This window comes from Dietzia papillomatosis NBRC 105045, from assembly GCF_001570845.1.
GTDB classification, from domain to species: Bacteria; Actinomycetota; Actinomycetes; order Mycobacteriales; family Mycobacteriaceae; genus Dietzia; species Dietzia cinnamea.
Genome location: NZ_BCSL01000020.1, coordinates 39,877 through 60,687, shown reverse-complemented (window position 1 = coordinate 60,687; position 20,811 = coordinate 39,877). Strand labels below are relative to the sequence as shown.

General features: G+C 72.0%; 17 protein-coding genes. 7 read left to right on the top strand and 10 right to left on the bottom strand.

The window, feature by feature from the left end:
* Nucleotides 1-2 precede the first annotated feature (2 nt).
* Together hemG and hemE are read right to left on the bottom strand one after the other, a co-directional pair.
* A complete protein-coding gene (hemG, locus tag DPA01S_RS09005; protein ID WP_061915568.1) occupies nt 3-1,394 on the bottom strand; it encodes a protoporphyrinogen oxidase in 1,392 nt (463 codons plus the stop codon).
* Nucleotides 1,391-2,524: a uroporphyrinogen decarboxylase gene (hemE, locus tag DPA01S_RS09000; protein ID WP_061227705.1), complete on the bottom strand. Its 1,134-nt coding sequence runs from the start codon at nt 2,522-2,524 to the stop codon at nt 1,391-1,393. The genes hemG and hemE overlap by 4 nt, the downstream gene beginning before the upstream one ends.
* Before the next feature lie 106 nt (nt 2,525-2,630).
* Here hemE and DPA01S_RS08995 point away from each other — a divergent pair, with 106 nt between their 5' ends.
* Nucleotides 2,631-3,218 carry a DUF3000 domain-containing protein gene (locus tag DPA01S_RS08995; protein WP_007627671.1) on the top strand — a complete coding sequence of 196 codons (588 nt, stop codon included), beginning with the start codon at nt 2,631-2,633 and terminating at the stop codon, nt 3,216-3,218.
* A complete protein-coding gene (locus tag DPA01S_RS08990) occupies nt 3,215-4,453 on the top strand; it encodes an HRDC domain-containing protein (RefSeq protein ID WP_061915565.1) in 1,239 nt (412 codons plus the stop codon). The genes DPA01S_RS08995 and DPA01S_RS08990 overlap by 4 nt, the downstream gene beginning before the upstream one ends.
* A gap of 24 nt (nt 4,454-4,477) precedes the next feature.
* Here the strand turns inward: DPA01S_RS08990 and dxs are convergent, their stop codons facing one another.
* The 3 genes from dxs to DPA01S_RS08975 form a co-directional block, all read right to left on the bottom strand.
* Nucleotides 4,478-6,355, bottom strand: coding sequence for a 1-deoxy-D-xylulose-5-phosphate synthase (gene dxs, locus DPA01S_RS08985; RefSeq protein WP_061227707.1), 1,878 nt, complete (start codon nt 6,353-6,355; stop codon nt 4,478-4,480).
* A gap of 118 nt (nt 6,356-6,473) precedes the next feature.
* Nucleotides 6,474-7,826 carry a class I SAM-dependent RNA methyltransferase gene (locus DPA01S_RS08980; RefSeq protein WP_061227708.1) on the bottom strand — a complete coding sequence of 451 codons (1,353 nt, stop codon included), beginning with the start codon at nt 7,824-7,826 and terminating at the stop codon, nt 6,474-6,476.
* The gene (locus tag DPA01S_RS08975; protein WP_153038662.1) at nt 7,823-9,862 is read right to left on the bottom strand and encodes an APC family permease; all 2,040 of its coding nucleotides are present in this window, start codon (nt 9,860-9,862) and stop codon (nt 7,823-7,825) included. Before DPA01S_RS08975 ends, DPA01S_RS08980 begins: the two co-directional genes overlap by 4 nt.
* A gap of 65 nt (nt 9,863-9,927) precedes the next feature.
* Here DPA01S_RS08975 and DPA01S_RS08970 point away from each other — a divergent pair, with 65 nt between their 5' ends.
* The gene (locus DPA01S_RS08970) at nt 9,928-10,590 is read left to right on the top strand and encodes a potassium channel family protein (RefSeq protein WP_061227709.1); all 663 of its coding nucleotides are present in this window, start codon (nt 9,928-9,930) and stop codon (nt 10,588-10,590) included.
* 88 nt (nt 10,591-10,678) lie between these two features.
* Complete coding sequence (locus tag DPA01S_RS08965; RefSeq protein WP_061227793.1) at nt 10,679-11,338, top strand: potassium channel family protein; 660 nt, start codon at nt 10,679-10,681, stop codon at nt 11,336-11,338.
* Here DPA01S_RS08965 and DPA01S_RS08960 read toward each other — a convergent pair.
* Entirely contained in the window at nt 11,313-12,074 is a 762-nt protein-coding gene (locus DPA01S_RS08960) for a hypothetical protein (protein ID WP_061227710.1), read from the bottom strand. The two genes, DPA01S_RS08965 and DPA01S_RS08960, sit on opposite strands and share 26 nt — an antisense overlap.
* Nucleotides 12,075-12,123: 49 nt before the next feature.
* On the opposite strand from DPA01S_RS08960, the gene DPA01S_RS08955 reads away from it, so the two are divergent.
* Both DPA01S_RS08955 and hrpA read left to right on the top strand, forming a co-directional pair.
* Nucleotides 12,124-12,312, top strand: a complete 189-nt coding sequence (locus tag DPA01S_RS08955; protein WP_061227711.1) for a hypothetical protein — start codon at nt 12,124-12,126, stop codon at nt 12,310-12,312.
* Nucleotides 12,313-12,362: 50 nt separating this feature from the next.
* Nucleotides 12,363-16,277: an ATP-dependent RNA helicase HrpA gene (hrpA, locus tag DPA01S_RS08950; RefSeq protein ID WP_061915562.1), complete on the top strand. Its 3,915-nt coding sequence runs from the start codon at nt 12,363-12,365 to the stop codon at nt 16,275-16,277.
* A 32-nt stretch (nt 16,278-16,309) separates the two neighbouring features.
* Here hrpA and nrdR read toward each other — a convergent pair whose 3' ends face one another.
* Nucleotides 16,310-16,765 (bottom strand): transcriptional regulator NrdR, encoded by a 456-nt coding sequence (nrdR, locus tag DPA01S_RS08945; RefSeq protein WP_007626979.1) that lies wholly within the window; start codon nt 16,763-16,765, stop codon nt 16,310-16,312.
* Between the two features lie 111 nt (nt 16,766-16,876).
* Nucleotides 16,877-17,326, bottom strand: a complete 450-nt coding sequence (locus tag DPA01S_RS08940) for a hypothetical protein (RefSeq protein ID WP_153038663.1) — start codon at nt 17,324-17,326, stop codon at nt 16,877-16,879.
* Between the two features lie 228 nt (nt 17,327-17,554).
* Between DPA01S_RS08940 and lexA the strand changes: the two genes are divergently transcribed.
* Nucleotides 17,555-18,223 carry a transcriptional repressor LexA gene (lexA, locus tag DPA01S_RS08935; protein WP_061915590.1) on the top strand — a complete coding sequence of 223 codons (669 nt, stop codon included), beginning with the start codon at nt 17,555-17,557 and terminating at the stop codon, nt 18,221-18,223.
* Between the two features lie 72 nt (nt 18,224-18,295).
* Here the strand turns inward: lexA and hflX are convergent, their stop codons facing one another.
* Both hflX and dapF read right to left on the bottom strand, forming a co-directional pair.
* Complete coding sequence (gene hflX, locus DPA01S_RS08930) at nt 18,296-19,747, bottom strand: GTPase HflX (RefSeq protein ID WP_061915556.1); 1,452 nt, start codon at nt 19,745-19,747, stop codon at nt 18,296-18,298.
* Nucleotides 19,748-19,761: 14 nt separating this feature from the next.
* The gene (dapF, locus tag DPA01S_RS08925) at nt 19,762-20,694 is read right to left on the bottom strand and encodes a diaminopimelate epimerase (RefSeq protein ID WP_061915553.1); all 933 of its coding nucleotides are present in this window, start codon (nt 20,692-20,694) and stop codon (nt 19,762-19,764) included.
* Nucleotides 20,695-20,811: the final 117 nt, after the last annotated feature.

Here is a 20,811-nt window from a genome sequence, read left to right as displayed (position 1 = left end):
GCTCAATCCTGCCACTTCGCGGCCAGCCGACGGGCCGCGGCCCGTGCCGACCCGATACAGGCGGGTACCCCTACGCCCTCGGTCGCCCCGCCGACGAGCTCCACGCCGGGTAGCCGCTCGGCCAGCTCGGCCCGTACCCCGGCGATCCGGGCGTCGTGACCGGGGCCGATCTCGGCGAGTGCGTCCGTCCAGCGGCGCACCCGCGAGTGCAGGATCGTCGGCACCGAGCCGCACAGTCCCCCCAGCGCGGACCCGGCCATCCGGGTGAGGGCGGCGTCGTCGGAGGCGAGCACCTCGTCGTCGTCGAGTCGCCCGAACGACACCCGCACCAGGTGACCGGGGCGGGTGTCGAGGTGGGGCCACTTGTGGCTCGTGAAGGTCATGGCCTTGAACGGCACCGGTTCGTCGGTTGCGACGAGGATTCCGGACCGCTCGGGGAGGTTCGTCGAGCGGTCGACCTCGAGCGCGACGACGGCCGAGGAGGCCGTGCGGATTCCGGACAGCGCCTGTTCCCCGGCGTCGAGGCCGCCGGCGGCGGTGAGAAGCGGCGCGGCGTGGCGAACAGGGACGGCGACGACGACGAGGTCCGTGTTCTCGGTCCACGACCCGCGGTCGCCGGCGACCGCCAGCGTGTATCCGTTGCCCTCGCGACGCAGGGAGGTGCACCTCGCGCCCGTGCGGATCAGGGCGCCGGAGGCGGCGGCGAGTGCGTCGACGAGGACGCGATAGCCGCCGTCGAGAGTGGCGAACACCGGGCCGGGCGTGCGGGTGCCGGTGAGCTGGCGGGCGGCGGCGGTGAGGCTGGGTGCGCCGCGATCGAGCGCCTCGGCGAGCCCGGGCACGACCTGGCGCAGGCCGAGCCCGCTGCTGGGGGCGGCGTACACCCCGCCGAGCATGGGATCGACGAGCCGGGCGACGACCGCGGGGCCGAACCGCTCGGCGATCAGGGCGCCCAGGGACACGTCCGAGCCAGGCTCCCACGCGAGCGGCAGATCCGCCTCGCGCGCGGCGACTTCCCGCTCGGCGGGGCCGAGCACCTCCGACAGGGCGTCGACGTCCGACGGCAGACCCATGAGGGTCCCGCGCGGCATGGGGACCGCGCGCCCGCCGGTGAGGATGGCCGGCCCGAGCGGGCCCGGGTGGCGCAGCGAGTCGGTGAGGCCGAGTTCGACGACGAGCTGTGAGGCCTCGGGGCGGCGGGCGATGAACGCCTCCGCACCGAGCTCCATGGGCCCCGACGGGAAGTCGACCGTGTGCAGCGCTCCCCCGGGTGACGCCGACGCCTCGAGGACGGTCACGTGGGCGTCGGGGAGCTCCAGGGAGAGCTGGTAGGCGGCCGTCAGTCCGCTGAGGCCGCCCCCCACCACGACGACCCGCGGCGACGTCTCCGTCACTTGCCGGAGAGTTCGTGGACGAGCTCCACCACGTGGGTCACGGCACCCGCGTCGGTCGCGGGCAGGACCCCGTGGCCGAGGTTGAAGACGTGCCCGGCGGAGCCGGCCTCGCGGGCGCGGCGCCCCTCCTCGAGGATGCGCCGGACTTCGCCGTCCAGGGCCGAGCGGTCGGCGAAGAGCATCGCCGGGTCGAGGTTGCCCTGCAGGACCTTGCCGGGCACCCGGGCGGCGGCGTCGTCGAGTGGGATGCGCCAGTCCACGCCCACCACCTCTGGGCCGGCTTCACTCATGGCGCCGAGCAGCTCGCCGGTGCCCACGCCGAAGTGCGTGCGCGGTACCGAGGAGATGACCTCGTCGGAGAAGATGCGCGTGGAATGCGGCAGGACCAGAGAGCGGTAGTCCCGCTCGGTCAGCGCCCCGGCCCACGAGTCGAAGAGCTGGATCGCGTCGACGCCCGCCCCGATCTGCGCGCGGAGGAACACGGTCGTGAGGTCGGCGAGCTTGCCCATCAGCGCGTTCCACACCTCGGGGCGGGAGTACATGAGCGACTTGGTGTGCTCGTGGTTGCGGCTGGGGCCGCCCTCGATGAGATAGGAGGCCAGGGTGAAGGGCGCGCCCGCGAAGCCGATGAGGGCCACGGCCGGGTCGAGCTCCGCGGTGATGAGCCGGACCGCCTCCTCGATGGCCTCCAGTCGGTCCGGGGTGAGCTCGGGCAGCGCGGCCACGTCGGACTCGTCGCGGATCGGCTCGGCCACCACGGGACCGGTCCCCGGGACGATGTCGATGTCCACGCCGGCCGCGGCCAGGGGGATGACGATGTCGGAGAAGAAGATCGCCGCGTCCACGCCGTGACGGCGCACCGGCTGCAGCGTGATCTCGCAGGTCATCTCCGGGTCGAAGCACGCCTCGAGCATGGTCGAGCCGCCCCGGACCTCCTTGTACTCGGGCAGGGACCGTCCCGCCTGGCGCATGAACCACACCGGCGTGTGCGACCCGCCCCTGCCCGTCACCTCGTCGAGGTAGGGGCCGGTCCCGGCGCGACGGCCCGGGGCCACGGCCACCCGCTCGGTGGTTCCGGCGCCGGGGGCGCCGCCGGGAAGGGGGGACGAGGACGCATCAGAGTTCAACACGCCTCCATCGTCCCATGAAGTGACCGCCGGGGCCGGTCTGCCCACCCGGCCAGGTGACGGCGCGCCTCTTCCACGCCCGTGGCGGTGGTCGCTAGCGTGACGACCTGTGAGCACATCGGTCAATGACGGCGAGCCCGAGGTCTTCCGGGCGGCGGTCGAGTCGCTGTCGCGGCTCGAGGTCCGCCCCGAGATCTCGGTCGGCCCGATCCGCCCGCCGCAGCGACTGGCGCCCTACAGTCACGCCCTCGGTGTGGAGATCCTCCCGCCCCGGGGCGACGACGTGCCGGAATTCTCCGACGGCGACGCGTTCGGCCGGCTCATCCTGCTGCACGACCCGTCAGGCGACGACGCGTGGAACGGCACCCTGCGGTTGGTCGCGTACATCCAGGCGGACATGGAGGCCTCGTTGGCGGGTGATCCGCTCCTGCCGCAGGTGGCGTGGAGCTGGCTGACCGAGGCGCTCGACGAGGAGGCCGGACCGTACACGGCCCTCGGCGGGACCGTCACCAGCACGGCCTCCGTCCGCTACGGCGACATCGCCGGCCCCCCGCAGGCCCATCAGCTGGAGCTGCGCGCGTCGTGGACGGCCCTCGAGCCGGACCTCACCGGCCACGCGTCGGCGTTCTGCAAGACCCTGGCGCAGGCCGCCGGCCTGCCGCCCGTCGGGGTCACGTCCCTGCACGGACGGGCGTGAGCGGGCGCCGCCGCGGCGAGACCCCGCCCGGGGCGGCGCCTCCCCCTGCCGAGTACGAGTTCATCGACGACCTCTCCGGGATCGGTGCGGTCGTCGACGCCCTGGACGCGTCGTCCGAGCCGATCGCGGTGGACGTCGAACGCGCCTCCGGGATCCGCTACTCCGAGCGCGCGTTCCTCCTCCAGCTCCGCGTCCCCGGCGAGCCCGCCCTGCTCGTGGACCCGGAGACCCCGGGCCGGACCGTCGGACCGCTCGCCACCGTCCTCTCGGAGCGGCCGCTGCTGTTCCACGCCGCGAGCCAGGACCTGCCGTCCCTCCGCGAGCTCGGCATCCATCCCACGTCGCTGGTGGACACCGAGCTCGCCGGCCGGTTCCTCGGGATCGAGAGGGTCAACCTCGCCGCCATGATCTCCGAGCACCTCGGGATCGGGCTGGCCAAGGCGCACTCGGCCGCGGACTGGTCCCGCCGGCCGCTGCCCGCCGCGTGGCTCGACTACGCGGCCTACGACGTGCTGTTCCTCCACGAACTGGCGGACGAGGTGCTGCCCCGACTCGACGCCCTGGGCCGCCGTGAGTGGTTCGAGGCGGAGTGTCGGCACCTCGTCGACTCGGTCCCGGCCCCGGCCGCCGCCGACCCCTGGCGACGTCTGACGCGCCTGTCGAGTCTGCGCGACGCCCGCCAGCTGGCCCGCGCGCGGGAGCTGTGGATGGCCCGCGACCGCGTGGCCGCCGAGCGGGACATCGCCCCCAAGCGATTGCTGGCCGACGCCGCCGTCATCGAGGCCGCACGGGTAGGCCCGACCAGCCGGTCCGCGCTACTGGCGATCGACGGTTTCGACGGCCCGCAACGCAGACGCCTGGTCGGCGAATGGCTGGCCGCACTGGAATGGGCCGACGGGCTCGGCCGCGAGGACCTGCCGTCACGTCAGGGGCCGCCCGCCGAGCATCCCCCGCACGCGTCCTGGAAGCGCAACGAGCCAGAGGCCGCCGCGCTCCTGGACGTCGCGCGGGAGGCGATCGCCGCTCTCGCCGACGACCTGGGCATCGACCAGGGGCTGCTCCTCAAGCCTTCGACACTGCGGCTGTGGGTCTGGCGTGCGGCAACCACCACTCCCGCCGACGACGCCGAACTGCTCCATGAGGTTCTGCGTGAGGAAGAAGCACGCGAGTGGCAGATCGAGTTGACGACCGGCCCCCTGCTCGAGGCGGTGCGCCGGTTCCGGGCGGAGAGCTGACCCGCCTGGTCGGCCGGGCCGCGGTCACAGTGCCAGGCGGGCCCTGATGCTCTCGGCGATCCCCTCCGCGGTCAGGCCGGCCTCGGAGAGGATCTCTGCGCGGGAGCCGTGGTCGAGGAACTCCTGCGGGATGCCCAGTGCGATACGGTCGCACTGCACCGCGGCACCGTCCAGGCGGGCCGAGACCGCGGACCCGACCCCGCCGTGGAGTCCGTTGTCCTCGACCGTCACCACCAGGCGGCGGCCGCGGGCGGACTCGACGATCGACGCCGGCACGGGGTAGACCCACCTCGGGTCGACCACGTCCACGGAGATCCCCTCGGCCTCGAGCGCGCGGGCCGCGGCCACGGCCGGAGCGACCATGGGGCCCACGGCCACCACCAGCACCTCGGCATCACCCGGGCCGTGAACGCGGTCCACGCCGTCCTCGGAGGTGGCCAGGGCCGGCACGGGCTCGCCCACGGAGCCCTTGGGGAAGCGCACGACAGTGGGGCCGTCGTCGACGGCCACGGCCTCGCGGAGCTCCTGGCGCAGGGTGAGCGCATCGCGCGGCGCGGCCACCCGCACGCCGGGGACGATGCCGGTGAGCGACAGGTCCCACATCCCGTTGTGGCTGGCGCCGTCGGGGCCGGTCACGCCCGAACGGTCCAGCACCAGGGTCACGGGCTGACGGAGGAGGGCGACGTCCATGAGGAGCTGGTCGAAGGCCCGGTTGAGGAAGGTCGAGTAGACGGCCACCACGGGATGCATCCCGCCCAGGGCCAGCCCGGACGCGGAGGCAACCGCGTGCTGCTCGGCGATACCGACGTCGAACATCCGATCGGGGAACCGCTCGCCGAACGCCGCGAGCCCGGTGGGCCCCGCCATCGCGGCGGTGATCGCCACGACGTCGTCACGCTCTGTGCCGATCGCGCAGAGCTCCTCGGAGAACACCGAGGTCCAGTCGACGGACGACGAGGTCGACAGCGGCTTGCCGGTCTCGGGGTCGATCACCCCGGTGGCGTGCATCTGATCGGCCTCGTTGTTCTCCGCGTGGACGTAGCCCATGCCCTTGCGGGTGACCACGTGGACCACCACCGGGCCCCCGAAGTCCTTGGCGAGTCGGAGTGCCGCCTCGGTGGCGGCGAGGTTGTGCCCGTCGACCGGACCCATGTACTTGAGGCCGAGGTCGGCGAACAGCTCCTGGGGAGACACGACGTCCTTGACGCCGGCCTTGATGCCGTGCAGTACCGAGTAGACCGCTTTGCCGACGACATCCTTGCGGGCGGTCAGGGCGCTCTTCGTCCGGTCCATCGCCTTCTCGTACGCGGGCTGCAGACGCAGGGCACCCAGCCGCTCGGCGAGACCGCCGATCGTCGGTGAATACGATCGCCCGTTGTCGTTGACGACGATCACCATGGGCCGGTCCTTCGCGGCCGCGATGTTGTTGAGGGCCTCCCACGCCATGCCACCGGTCATCGCCCCGTCCCCGATCACGGTGACGACGGTCCGGTCGCGCTCGCCACGCAGCGCGAAGGCCTTGGCGAGCCCGTCCGCGTACGACAGCGACGCGGTGGCGTGCGAGGACTCGACGATGTCGTGCTCGCTCTCCGCCCGGCACGGGTAGCCGGAGAGGCCCCCGCGGGTGCGCAGGCCGTCGAAGCAATCCCGGCGCCCGGTGAGCATCTTGTGCACGTATGACTGGTGCCCGGTATCGAAGACGATGGGGTCGCGCGGCGAGTCGAACACGCGGTGCAGGGCGACCGTCAGCTCGACGACGCCCAGGTTGGGTCCGAGGTGCCCGCCCGTGGCAGCGACCTTGCGGATGAGGAACTCGCGGATCTCGCCGCACAACCGGCCCAACTCGTCGGGTCCGAGCCCCCTGAGGTCCGAGGGGCCGTTCACCTGATCGAGCACGCTCATTGCTGTCGACTGCCCCTTCCCTGTCCGACACCCCGATGGGTCGAATCGCCAGTCTACGGGCTGAGGGCCCTCCGGCTCGCCCGCGGTCGGTCGGTCGGCCGCCGACCGCCGTGGCGGTTCAGCGCGCGACCGGGGCATCCAGCACCGCGATCCCCTCGACATGGTGGGTACCGGGGAACGCAGCGACGCCACGCAGGTCCGTCAGCGTCCACCCGGCCGCGACGAGCGCGCCGACGTCCCGGGCCAGACTCGCGGCGTCGCAACCGACGTGGACGATCCGTGACCGGGCCACCTCCGCCAGGCGCTGCATGACGGGGATGCCGGCGCCCCCGCGCGGCGGGTCGAGCACGACGACGTCGGGCGCCCGGCGGGCGTCGGCGTCCAACGCGTGGTCTTCGAGGAACGTCTCGACCCTCGAGCGCACCGTGTGCACTCCCGGGCCGGCCGCGGACGCCGTGTCCGGGTCGCCGGATCCGGAGGTGGTCGACACCGCCCCCAGCGAGGCCGAGGACGACTCCACCACCGTCACGTCCGCGCCCGGAACGGCCTCCCGCACGGCCGCGGCGAACAGTCCGGCGCCCCCGTAGAGGTCCCAGACGACGGGCTCGTCCGGAAGTCCCGGGGCCTGCGCCACGGCCGTGCGGACCGCCGACGCGTAGTGGGTCGCCGCGCTGCGGTGGGCCTGCCAGAAGGCCTCGGGGGGCAACCGCCACTCCCGCTCCCCCACGCGCCGCACGACGTCGGGTCCGCCGGTGACGAACTCCCAGTCCGCCGCCCGGGAGCGCCGCGCCCGGGCCCGGGTCGCGGCGGATCGACGCGCGCGCGAGCCCTGCCCGCGGGGCTCGTCACGCACCGCGGGCCGGTGGGCGACGTGGACCGTCCCGTCGTCACCGAGCAGCCCGAGGAGCTCGCGTCCGGGGCCCACGTCCGCGACGGTCACCGCGTCGAGAATGCGCGGATCGGGTTGGACGCAGGGCTCCATCACGAGGTCCCGCGACCGCGCCCGACGGACGCCGGGACGGCCATCCGGGCCGGTGACCCACCGGGCGACCGTGCGCCACCCTGTCGCGGTGGCGTCGCCCGCGGGGGCCTCGACCGGGATCTCGTCGGCGCGCGGGTCGATCCGGCCGATCCTGACTGCCTGCTCGGCGAGGATCCGGCCGGCGAAGCCGCGGGCCGCGGCGGGTTCGATGTGGCTCCAATCACAGCACCCGGCTCCGGCGGCGGCCGCCGGGCAGGCGGTCTCCACCCGGTGCGGGGACACGTCGATCACCGACTGCACGGTGCCGCGGCAGAAGGCGCGGCCCGGGTCGTCCTCGACCAGGACGTCGACCGTCTCCCCGGTGATGCCGCCACGGCAGAACACCACCCGTCCCTCGTGCCGGGCGACGAACTCACCGCCGTGCGCGGGGCCGGCCACCTCCAGCCGCAGGACGCGGCCCGTCCAGTCGGTCGTGTGCTCGTGTGTCATCTCGCCTCCGGTCCGCCCAAACGCCCGACGATCGGTTCATTGCGGGCCTGCTCCGCCCGGCCACGCGAGGACGACAGCTGCCACGGCACGCTGGTGACCATGACGCCACGCTCGTAGAGCAGGCGGGTCTTGAGGCGCAGCGCGCTCTGGTTGTGCAACAGCTGCTCCCACCAGTGGCCCACCACGTACTCCGGGATGTACACGATCACCACGTCCCGCGGCGACTGGTCCCGGAGCCGCTTGACGTAGTCCACGACCGGGCGGTTGATCTCACGGTACGGGGACTCGACGACCTTGAGCGGAACGGAGATGCCCCGGCTCTCCCACTCCCTGACGAGGGTGCGCGTCTCGGCGGTGTCGATGTTCACCGTCAGGGCCTCGATGGTGTCCGGGCGGGTCGCCCTGGCGTACGCGAGGGCCCGCAGGGTCGGCAGGTGCAGTTTGGAGACCAGGACGAGGCAGTGGGTGCGGCTGGGCAGCACGACCTCGCGGGAGGAGTCGTCCAGTTCACGCGCCACCGCGTCGTAGTGCCGGTGGATGAGCCTCATCACGCCGAAGACCGCCGCCATGGCGAGGACGGCGATATAGGCGCCGGAGAAGAACTTGGTGGACATAACGATGACGAGGACACCCGAGGTGAGGCCGAACCCGACCGCGTTGACCGCCCGCGACCGGCGAGCCCGCCGACGCACCGCCGGGATCTCCTCGTGCTGCAGCCGCCGTGTCCAGTGGCGGACCATCCCGAGCTGGCCCAGCGTGAACGCCACGAAGACACCCACGATGTACAGCTGGATGAGGACCGTGACCCGGGCGTCGAACGCGATCACCAGCGCGATCGCCGCGATCGCCAGGAGCACGATGCCGTTGGAGAATGCGAGCCGGTCGCCGCGGGTGGCGAGCTGCCGGGGAAGGTACTTGTCGCGGGCCAGGACCGACGCCAGCACGGGGAAGCCGTTGAACGCGGTGTTGGCCGCCAGCACGAGGATGGTCGCGGTCACGACCATGACGACGTAGAACGCGATCGGCAGCCCGGCGAAGACCGGCTCCGCGAGCTGCGCGATCATCGTCTTCTGCTGATACCCCTCCGGGGCGCCGACGAGCTGGGTGGCCGGGTTCTCGGCGATACGGACCCCGAGCCTGCGCGCCAGCGCGATGAGGCCCAGCAGGAAAGAGACCGACAGCACGCCCAGGATCGTGAGGGTGATCGCCGCGTTGCGGGCGCGGGGCTTGCGGAAGGCCGGCACCCCGTTGTGGATGGCCTCGACACCGGTGAGCGCGGCGCAGCCCGAGGCGAAGGACTTGGCCACGACGAACGCCAGCGCCAGGCCGGTCACCTCGGCGCCCTCCGCGGGGACGAGGTCGAACCCCGCCGACTCCGCGCGCAGGTCGCGGCCGAGGACCTCGACCTGCACCAGGCCCCACACGATGAGCGCGATCATGGACGCGAGGAACGCGTAGACGGGCACCGCGAACATCGCCCCGGACTCCCGGATCCCCCGGAGGTTGAGCGCGGCGAGTCCTGCGATCGCGAGTACGGCGAAGAAGACGGCGTGGGACTGCACGAACGGGATGGCCGAGCCGATGTTCGCCGCCGCGGCGGAGATCGAGACGGCGACCGTGAGGACGTAGTCGATGAGCAGCGCCGCACCAACCCCGAGGCCGGCGCGGGGACCGAGGTTGACCGTGGCCACCTCGTAGTCACCGCCCCCCGACGGGTAGGCGTGGACGTTCTGCCGGTAACAGGCGATGACGACGACCATGACGAACGCGACCGCCACCCCGACCCACGGGGTGAACGCGATCGCCGACATCCCGGCGATCGACAGCACGAGGAAGATCTCCTGCGGGGCGTAGGCCACCGACGACAACGCGTCGGAGGCGAACACCGGCAGGGCTATCCGTTTGCGCAGGCGCATCGTGCCGATGGTGTCGCTGCGGAAGGGGCGCCCCACCAACAGGCGCTTGGCTCCCACGGAGACCCTGGAGATCCTGGACACCGACACATCGTAGGACCCGCGCGCCGCGGCGGACAGCATCCGCGGATGTGAGTAGCGTGACGTCCCTGGGGCACGAGGGTGCGCCGTGAGGAGTGGGACTCGCGATGAGGGTCGTCGTCATGGGCTGTGGCCGCGTCGGGGCGGCGTTGTCCGCCGAGCTCGACGCCGCCGGCCACGCGGTGGTGGTGATCGACCGCGACCCCGCGGCCTTCGCCCGACTGCCCGAACGGTTCGGCGGTCAGACCGTCACCGGCCAGGGCTTCGACAGAGCGGTGCTCACCGACGCCGGACTCGTCGGCGCCGACGCGTTCGCCGCCGTGTCCTCCGGGGACAACTCCAACATCATCGCGGCCCGTGTGGCCCGCGAGACCTTCGGTGTCGAGCGCGTGATCGCCCGCATCTACGACGCCGGTCGCGCCGAGGTCTACGAACGTCTGGGCATCCCGACCGTCACCACCGTCCCCTGGGCGACCGGCCGGCTCGTCCGGTACGTCACCGCCGGGACGAGTCCGGTGGAGTGGCGAGACCAGACCGACAGGGTCTCCCTCGTGGCCCTCGACGCACCGCCGGGATGGGTGGGCCTGCCCGTCGACCGGCTCGCCGCGGAGGTCGGTGGGCGCGTCGCCGCGGTCACCCGCTTCGGCGAATGCCGCATCCCGGACGAGGACACGCTCGTCCAGTCCGACGACGTCGTCCACCTCACCCTGCCCTCGGAGGCGGTGCGCGGCCTGGAGGACCTGCTGCAGCGAGGCCCCTCCGATGCCTGACCCGACTCCCGACCCCACCGTCGACGACTACGCCGACGGCTCCGGCCTGCTCGCCGACGCCCCGTCCCGGGCGTTCCGCACCAGCTCGATGCGGATCGTCGTGGCCGGCGCCGGGGTCGTCGGACGGTCCATCGCCCGGGAACTGCTCGCGGGCGGCCACACGGTGACCCTGATCGACAAGCGTCCCAGCGTGTTCTCCGCCGACCCGGTCGAGGACGCCGACCAGCAGGTCGGTGACGCGTGCGAGCTCAGCGTCCTCGAGCGGCTCCGTATCGAAGAGGCCGACGTCGTCGTCGCCGCGACCGGGGACGACAAGGCCAATCTGGTGGTGAGCCTGCTCGCCAAGACGGAGTTCGCGGTCGCCCGCGTCGTGGCCCGGGTCAACGACCCCCGCAACGAGTGGCTCTTCGACGACCGCTGGGGGGTCGACGTGGCGGTCTCCACCCCCCGACTCATCGTCTCGGTCGTCGAGGAGGCGGTGTCCGTCGGCGACGTCGTCCGGCTCATGACGCTGCGTCGCGGCGGCGCGAACCTCGTCAGCGTGACCCTGCCCCCGCAGACCCCACTGGCCGGGCGCCCCGTGTCCCGCGTTCGGATCCCCCGCGACGCCGCGCTCGTGGCGATCCTGCGAGGAGGGCGGGTGATCGTCCCCGAGCCCGACGTGCCCTTCGAGCCCGGTGACGAACTGCTCGTGGTGGCCCCCGAGGCGGTCGAGGCCGACGTCAGCGAGGCGATCCTGGGGGGTTGACCGTCACGGCGATCTCCCGCCCGTAGTCCCAGCCCGGCGCCAGGGGCAGGTCGTCCCCGCTCCAGAACCTCCCCGGGTCGTACCAACTGGCGTCCCCGGCGGGCCGGAGCACGCTCATCGCCTCCAGGGTCAGGCCCACGACCTCCGCGCAGTAGGCCGCCTCCATGCGCATCGCGGGACCGGGCGAGACCCGCCCGCGCCGCGGGATCAGGTCCAGGAGCCGGCCGCCGCCCACCTCGTCGTCGTCCCCCGACGCCACCCCCGGCCTCCCGGCCACGACTCCGCCCGACGACCGCCGGCCCCGCGACGCCCAGCGTCCCCGCGCCCACCGCGCGGTGAGGCGACCCGCCGACGGGAACGACACGCCGTCCAGGCGCGCGATCGTCTCCAACAGCGCCTCCTCCTGCTCCGTCCCGACCTCCCGTGAGATCTGCCGGAACCACGCCCGCTGCCCGTACGGGCCCGTCCACTGACGCACCGCGGCCTCGAGGTCGTGCAACTGCACCCCGCGCTGGCGGCGGCCCGTCCACACGTCCGGCAGCGCCCTGCCCATCTCCGCGTGCCACAGCAGGGGCGGCATGTCCTCGAGCACCACCGCGACGCCCACATGGTTGACCGGCGCGTTGGTCAGCGTCTGGATGAGCCGGTCCGCCGTCGTCCGGCCGCGGAACAGCCACAGGTCGCCGGTGCGCGTACGGTCGGCCGCCGCGGCCAGCGGCACGGTGTCGATGTCCATGGGGCGATCCTGCCAGGGCGGCCCGGCCGGTCGGCCTAGGCTCGACTACATGGCTCCCCGGGGACGACAGTGGCTCAAGATGATCGGTGCGGCGGGACTGGCGGGTGTCGCGGCCTCCGGGATCCTCGCCGCCAGGTCCGAACGGCGCCGCCGCTCCTACGAGCCGGACGAGATCCGCGAACGACTCCACGAGCGCTACACGCGGATCCAGGCCAGGCGCGACGCCGCCGGCGACTGACGACGCCGTCCGGCCGACCCGGTCCGGGTGCCGATATCCTGGCGGGCACCATGCCGTCGTCCACCTCAGCCCCACCCGAGCTCCGCCGGGCCCGCCACGATCTGCTCGTCCGGCTCGACGAGGTCGGCACCCTCGACGCGCACCGGCTCCGCCCCCGGATCCGCCGGGCCCGCGCCGACCAACTCGACGACCTGGCCCGCCGCGTCGACGAGGCCGCCGAGCGCGTCCGGCGGCGCGCCGAGGCGATCCCCGCTCCCGAGTACCCCGAGCAGCTCCCCGTCAGCGCGCGCAAGGACGAGATCGCGGAGGCCATCCGCGAGAACCAGGTGGTCGTGATCGCCGGCGAGACCGGCTCGGGCAAGACCACCCAGATCCCCAAGATCTGCCTCGAGCTCGGGCGCGGCGTGCGCGGCATGATCGGCCACACCCAACCGCGGCGCCTCGCCGCCCGGTCCGTGGCCGAGAGGATCGCGGACGAACTCGGCGTGGAGATCGGCGGCCCCGTCGGCTCCGCCGTGCGCTTCGACGACCGCACCGGACCCGACACCTCGGTCAAGCTCATGACTGACGGCGTCCTGCTCGCGGAGATCCGCCGCGACCGGCTGCTCCACGCCTACGACACGATCATCATCGATGAGGCACACGAACGCAGTCTCAACATCGACTTCCTCCTGGGCTACCTCAAGCAGATTCTCCCGAGGCGCCCGGACCTCAAGCTCATCATCACCTCCGCGACCATCGACCCCGAACGGTTCGCCCGCCACTTCGCGGGCCCCGACGGTCGCCCCGCCCCGGTCATCGAGGTCTCCGGACGTACCTTCCCCGTGGAGATCCGCTACCGGCCGCTCCAGGTCGAGCACGGGGACCGGGTGATCGACCTCGACCCCCTCGACGCGCTCGCCGACGCCGTGGCGGAACTGCTGCGCGAGGACGACGGCGACGTTCTGGTCTTCCTCTCGGGCGAGCGTGAGATCCGCGACGCCGAGGAGGTGCTGCGTGGCCGGAAATTCCGCAACACGGAGATCTTCCCGCTGTTCGCGCGCCTCACCGCCGCGGAGCAGCAGCGCGCCTTCCGCGCCCACTCCACCCGCCGGGTGGTGCTGTCGACCAACATCGCCGAGACCTCGGTGACCGTCCCCGGCATCCGCTACGTCGTCGACACCGGACTGGCGCGCATCTCGCGGTACTCCACCCGTACCAAGGTCCAGCGACTTCCGATCGAACCGATCTCCCAGGCCTCCGCCGCGCAGCGGGCCGGGCGATGCGGTCGCGTGGCCGACGGCATCTGCATCCGCCTGTACTCGGAGGAGGACTTCGAGGCACGACCGGAGTTCACCGACCCCGAGATCCTGCGCACCAACCTCGCCTCGGTGATCCTGTCGATGGCGGATCTCGACCTCGGTCCCGTCGACGACTTCCCCTTCGTCGAGCCGCCGGACCGCAAGGCGGTCCGCGACGGCATGACCCTGCTCACTGAGCTGGGGGCGTTGACGGTCGACGACGACGAGCGCCCGCGCCTGACCGAGGTGGGCCGCGACATGGCCGCGCTCCCCCTCGACCCACGACTGGCCCGGATGGTCGTGGAGGGCCACCGCAACGGGGCGCTGGGGGACGTGCTCGTGGTGGTCGCCGCCCTCACCGTGCAGGACATCCGGGAGCGGCCCGCGGAGGAGCGGGACAAGGCCGACCAGTTCCACCGGCGCTTCACCGACAAGACCTCCGACTTCCTGGGATACCTCAACCTCTGGCGCTACATCACCGAGCAGCGCCGCGAGCTCTCCGGCAGTGCGTTCCGCAAGATGTGCAAGGCGGAGTACCTGCACTGGCTGCGCATCCGCGAGTGGCAGGACCTCAACGCCCAGCTGCGGAGCATGTGTCGCGAACGCGGCTGGCACCCGCCGTCCGGCCAGGCCTCCGAGGACGACCTGCACAAGGCGATCCTCACGGGCCTGCTCACCAACGTCGGCATGCGCGAGGAGGACGCCCGCGAGTTCCGGGGCACCCGCGGTATCCGCTTCCAGATCTTCCCCGGCTCGGACCTGGCCCGGAAGCCACCGCGGTGGGTGATGGCTTCCGAGCTCGTGGAGACCTCACGGCTGTGGGCCCGCGACGTGGCGCGCATCGACCCAGCGTGGATCGAGCAGCTCGGCGGCCACCTCACCCGCACGCAGTACTCCGAGCCGCACTGGTCGGACGCCCGCGGCGCCGCCATGGCCTACGAGAAGGTGCTCCTGCTGGGGCTGACGGTCGTGGAGGCACGCCGCGTGCTGCTGTCCCGGGTGGACGCTCCCCTGGCGCGGGAGATGCTCGTCCGCCACGGGATCGTCGAGGGCCGCCTCGACACGCGAGTCCCGGTCATCCGCGAGAACGCCGAGGCCGTGGCGCAGGCGAGGGAGCTGGAGACCCGCAGCCGTCGCCGTGACCTGGTGATCGACGACGAGGCCCTGGTGGCGTTCTACCTCGAGCGGCTCCCCGGCGACATCACCTCGGGCCGTCACCTGGACTCGTGGTGGAAGAAGCGCGGCCACCGCGACCCGGACGCGATCCGGTTGACCCCCGCCGATATCCGCACCTCGGAGGCCGCTCCCGACGCGGGCGACTTCCCGCCGTTCTGGCAGCAGGGCGACCGACGGTTCGAGCTGCACTACGAGTTCGATCCGGGTGGCGCCGCCGACGGCATCACCGTCCGCATCCCGCTGCCGCAACTGTCCTCGGTGACCACCGCCGGTTTCGAGTGGTTGGTCCCCGGTCTCCGCGAGGAGCTCTACACGGAGATGCTGCGCACCCTCCCCAAGTACCTCCGGCGGCTCTGCTCGCCGCCCGCGGAATACGCCGCCCTGCTCGCCCGCGACGTCACCCCGCGCTCCGCCCCTCTGCCGGTGGCTCTGGCGCAGGCGCTGTCCGCGCGGATCGGGACGACGGTCGACCCGCGGGAGTTCGACCCCGCGCAGCTCCCCGATCACCTGCGGGTGCGGTTCGAGGTGGTCGACGGCGAGAAGGTCGTCGCGTCCGGAACGGATTTGGCGGCGCTGCGGACGCGTTTGCAGGACAAGGTGCGCGCCACCCTCAACACCCGGCTCGTGCCCGACGACGGGCCGTTCCGCCAGTGGAGTGCCGACACCATCGGGGATCTCGCCCCGTCGGTCACCGGCACGGTGGACGGTGTGGATGTGACGGTCTACCCCGCCCTGCGCGTCGATGCGGACGGCGTCCACCGGGTCGCGTGCGCGACGGAGGAGGAACGCCGGACCAGGCAGGCGTCGGCGGTCCTCACGCTCATCTCGTCCGATCTCGTCTCCGCCTCCTCGATCCTGCGCGGTCGCCCGGTCGAGCAGCGACTGGCCCTGACCCAGTACCCGCACGGCGGCGTCGAGGCATTGGTCTCGGACGCCGCCCTGGCGGCGTGCGGCAGGATCATCGCGCGACGAAAGGGTGTGCCGGTGCTGACGGTGGCGGAGTTCACCGAACTGCGGGACGCCGCCAGGGCGGAGGTGCCGGGGGCCGTGGCGTCCGCGATCTCGACGGTCGTGCCGGCGTTGGTGGCGGCGCAGGAGGTGTCCGTGCGTGTGACGGAGGCCCCGGCCGAGGTCGCCGAGGCGGTGGCCCCGTCACTGGAGTTCCTGGTGGGTAAGGGTTTCCTGGCGCGTCATCCGGTCGACGTGCTGCCGCACCTGGAGCGGCACGTGAAGGCGGTCGGTGTCCGACTCGATCTCGCGGAGAAGTCCCCCGCCCGGCATCGGAATCTGACAGCCCGGTTGGCGCGGTCGGAGGAGACCGTCGAGGAGGCGTGCGCGGCTCTGCGCCGTCGGCCCGGCGGCGCGCGCTCGGCCCGCGAGCTGCGGTGGTTGCTGGCCGAATACAGGGTGGGGCTGTTCGCCCAGTCCCTCGGTACGGCCCGCCCGGTATCGGCCGAGCGCATCGACAAGGCGGTGGCGTCCGCGCTCGCTCCCCGTGCCCGGCGCTGACCGCCCGGCGGGTCAGACGTTCGCGCGGCGGCTCAGCGGCTCGCGCGGCGGTCTCTGAGTGCGATGATCTCGCGTTCGAAGTCGTCGGCCGAACTGAACTGCTTGTAGACGGAGGCGAAGCGTAGGTAGCCCACCTCGTCGAGGTCCTGGAGGGGGCCGAGGATCGCGAGACCGATCTCGTGGGCGGGCACCTCGGACGCGCCGCGAGCGCGGACGGTGTCCTCGACCTGCTGGGCGAGGCGCCGCAGGGCGTCCTCATCGATCGACCTGCCCTGGCAGGCCCGGCGAACTCCCCGGACCACCTTGTCGCGACTGAAGGCCTCGGTGACGCCGTTGCGTTTGAGGACCGTCAGCAGTGGCGTCTCGAGCGTCGTGAAGCGGTGCCCGCACTCCGGGCACTCCCGACGGCGCCGGATGGCCTGACCCTCGTCGACCGATCGTGAGTCGATCACCCGGGAGTCCTCGTTGTGGCATGTAGGGCAGTACATTCCCGTGTGGCCCTTCGTCGACCGGACTTCACGCCTCCCGGGACGTGGACCACGGGACGCGGGGACGATTGACCACCGTCCCCGACTCATTCTAGGAGGCAGGTGCGCCGGTCACGCGTAGGCGGGCCCGCCGAGGAACGCCACGGCCAGGAGCATGAGTATCCCGAAGGCGATGCCGCAGGCCAGGAGTGCCCAGGCGGGCACGTCATCGACGACACGGGTCGGAGCCGACGACTCGACGCGGCAGGCGCGCACACTGTCGGACGCCACCGGGCGGGCCTGGACGATCCGCCGCGGAGCCGGTGTGCGGGAGGGCGCCGGTGCGAGGGTGGCGACCCGGTCGGCGGAGGCGCCGCGGTTGGGCGAGGCGGAGTCGCGACGGCCCACCGGCCGCGCGCCGGGTCGGGTCCCGGTACGCCCACGGGTCTGACGCTCACCGGACCGGTCGGGATCCCGGCGGACACCGTCCGCGCTTTGTGCGGGTGCGCGGTGCTCTGCCGCGCAGATCTCCGTCCACCGCGCGGTGGAGTCGGTGTGCGAGTGCATCTCCAGAATGGTCATGTCCACTCCCTGCTCGATACGGTGTGCGAAACGGATTCGCACATCCGTATGGATCTCTGTGTACGTCTGTTCGAATCCCGATACGCCTAGAGTTGTATCACGCGACTGCGACACGGTCACCATCCCGCGACGAAAAACTTCGAACATGTGTGTGGCGCTCCCCGCTCGGGGGCGATAGGGTGTACACAGATGACGACGTCGAACATCCATTCGCCGAAGGGACCCGAGATGCCGAAGCCCGACTTCGACTCACTGACAGACCGCCAGAAGAGTGTGCTGCTGCACATCCACGACACGGTCAAGGAGCGCGGCTATCCGCCGAGCATCCGCGAGATCGGGGACGCGGTGGGCCTGCAATCGACGTCGTCGGTAGCGCACCAGCTGCGGACCCTGGAGAAGAAGGGGTTCCTGACGCGGGATCCGCACAAGCCGCGGGCTGTCGACGTCCACGGGGTGCCCGGGCAGAAGACCCGGGGTCGCCGGTCGCCCACCAGCGAGGTCCGACGTCCGAGCGGAGCGGTCGAGCCGGTCTACGTCCCGGTCCTCGGCCGGATCGCGGCGGGTGGCCCCATCCTGGCCGAGCAGGCCGTGGAGGAGGTCTTCCCCCTCCCTACCGACCTCGTCGGGTCCGGGGACCTGTTCATGCTCAGAGTGGTCGGTGAGTCGATGATCGACGCGGCGATCTGCGACGGTGACTACGTCGTGGTGCGGCGGCAGAACGTAGCGGACAACGGCGATATCGTCGCCGCGATGATCGACGGCGAGGCGACCGTGAAGACCTTCCGCAAGGACTCCACCGGGGTCTGGCTCCTGCCCCACAACCCGTCCTTCAGTCCCATCCCGGGCGAGCACGCCACGATCCTGGGCAAGGTCGTCACGGTGTTCCGCAAGCTCTGAACCGGCCCTCGACGACAACGCCGCCTGCCCGGGATCGATCGGGTCAGGCGGCGTCGTCGTCGCAGGGGCCGGTCAGGCGGCCCCGTCGCGCGTACTGCTGTCCGAGACGAATTCGCCGAGCTCACCGGCCACCGAGGCGGGCAGCCGGACCACCAGGCGAGTACCACGGTCGGTGTGCTCCTCCTCGACGACCGCGCCCTCCGTGTGGACTCGTGCGACCACGTCACCCCGGGTGTACGGGACCTCGAGAATCATCTCCCGGTCACCGGAGGCCACGATCTGCACGATCCGTTCGAGCAGCTCGTCGACACCCTGCCCCGTGGCCGCCGAGACGAACACCGCGTCCGGCAGTGCGTGGTGCAGCTCGGTGAGCACCACCGGGTCGGCCGCGTCGATCTTGTTGATGACCACCAACTCGCGGGGGCGTTCGGCGTTCTGCTCCTCCACCACCTCGTTGATCACCTTGCGGACCGCCTCGATCTGGCGAAGGGGGAACGCGTCCGAACCGTCCACGACGTGGAGCAACAACTCGGAGTCGACCACCTCCTCGAGCGTGGATCGGAACGCCTCGACCAACTGCGTGGGCAGGTGTCGGACGAAGCCGACCGTGTCGGTGAACACGACCGATCGCCCGTCGGGGAGGTCGGCGCGGCGGGTGGTGGGATCGAGGGTGGCGAACAGCGCGTTCTGCACGAGGACGCCGGCACCGGTGATCCGGTTCAGCAGGCTCGACTTGCCGGCGTTGGTGTATCCGGCAATAGCGATCGACGGAACGGGCGTGGCGCGCCTGCGGTAGCGCTTGGTGTCGCGGGACTGCTTCATGCCCTTGATCTCGCGACGCAGCTTCGCCATCCGCTCGCGGATGCGGCGCCTGTCGGTCTCGATCTTCGTCTCACCGGGGCCACGGAGACCGACGCCGCCGTTACTGCCGGCCCGGCCACCCGCCTGGCGGGAGAGCGATTCGCCCCACCCGCGGAGACGGGGGAGCATGTATTCCATCTGCGCCAGGGAGACCTGCGCCTTGCCCTCGCGACTGGTCGCGTGCTGGGCGAAGATGTCGAGGATCAGCGCCGTCCGGTCGATGACCTTGACGTTGACCGCCTTCTCCAGCGCCAGGAGCTGACCCGGGGTGAGCTCACCGTCGCAGATGACGGTGTCGGCACCCGTCGCGGCAATGACGTCCTTGAGAACGCTCACCTTTCCCGAGCCGATGAAGGTCGCCGCGTCCGGCTTGTCGCGGCGCTGGATGAGAGCGTCGCAGACCTCGGAGCCCGCCGTCTCGGCGAGCTGGGCGAGCTCCGCCATCGCGGCGTCCGCCTGGGCTGCGGACCCCTCGGTCCACACGCCGACCAGTACGACCCGCTCCAGTCGGAGCTGGCGGTACTCGGCGTCGTTGACGTCCTGGAGTTCGGTTGACAGACCCGCCACCCGGCGCAGCGAGGATCTCTCCTCGAGCTGCAGTTCGCCGATGGATGGATCGAGGTCGCGTGTCGGCCGCTCAACGGCCGTGTGATCAATAGTCATTCCCCAGCATCATCTCACATCGGGGCCGCGTGTGTCGCGTATGCGGGCGTGTGATACGCACCGCCGTGGAACCGGCCGCTGGCGACGAGCGCGGACGGACCGGTGAGGGTCGAACCGCCGTCGGCCAGGTGGACCTCGACCTCCCCGCCCGGTACCGCCACGACGACGTCTCCGCTGCCGCGTCCGGCGTCGGCCAGTGCGGCGACCGCCGTCGCCACGATGCCGGTCCCGCATGACATCGTCTCCCCCGCTCCCCGTTCGTGCACGCGCATGGTCACCCGGCCCCCGGTCAGGGGCGTGGCGATCTCCACGTTGACACCGTGTGGGAAGAAGTCGCGATCGAAGGTCGGGGGGTCGGCGACCGGCAGGGCGGCCAGAGCCGCGGCGTCCAGCCCGGGCACGACGCAGGCCAGGTGGGGGTTACCCATGTCGACGGCCACGCCCGCGAAGGTGCGGCCGCCGAGTTCTGCCGAGGAGAGTCCGAGCAGTCGCGGCTCGCCCATGTCGACCCGGACCACGGCGTCGTCGCCGGAGCGGGACACAATCGTCGCGGGCCGCGGCCCGGAACGCGTGCCGATGGCGATCGTTCCGATGTCGGCCCGGTGCGTGGCCACCAGAGCGTGGGCGAACACCCGGACTCCGTTGCCGCACATCTCGGCGATCGAACCGTCCGCGTTGCGGTAGTCCATGAACCAGTCCGCGGGGTCGACCCCGTCCGGTAGCGCGGGAAGGACCCCGCGATCGACGAGGGCGCCGGCGGTGGCGATCCGGAGGATCCCGTCGGCACCAATCCCGCCGCGTCGATCGCAGAGCGCGCGGACCAGCGTCTCGTCGAGGTCGAGCTCGGCGTGGTCATCGGGCAGGATCACGAAATCGTTGAGGGTGCCGTGGCCCTTGAGGAAGGCGATGCCGTCGGTGGCCGTCGGCGTGTTGTGGTCCAGGGTCATGTCGTGATCGTACTCGCGGCCGACCGGCGTTCCGCACTGCGGAAATAGCGGATGAAGCGCCACGACGAGGACATTAGAGTCGGTCGGGAGAACGATCCCCTACCTGAGGAGAGCATC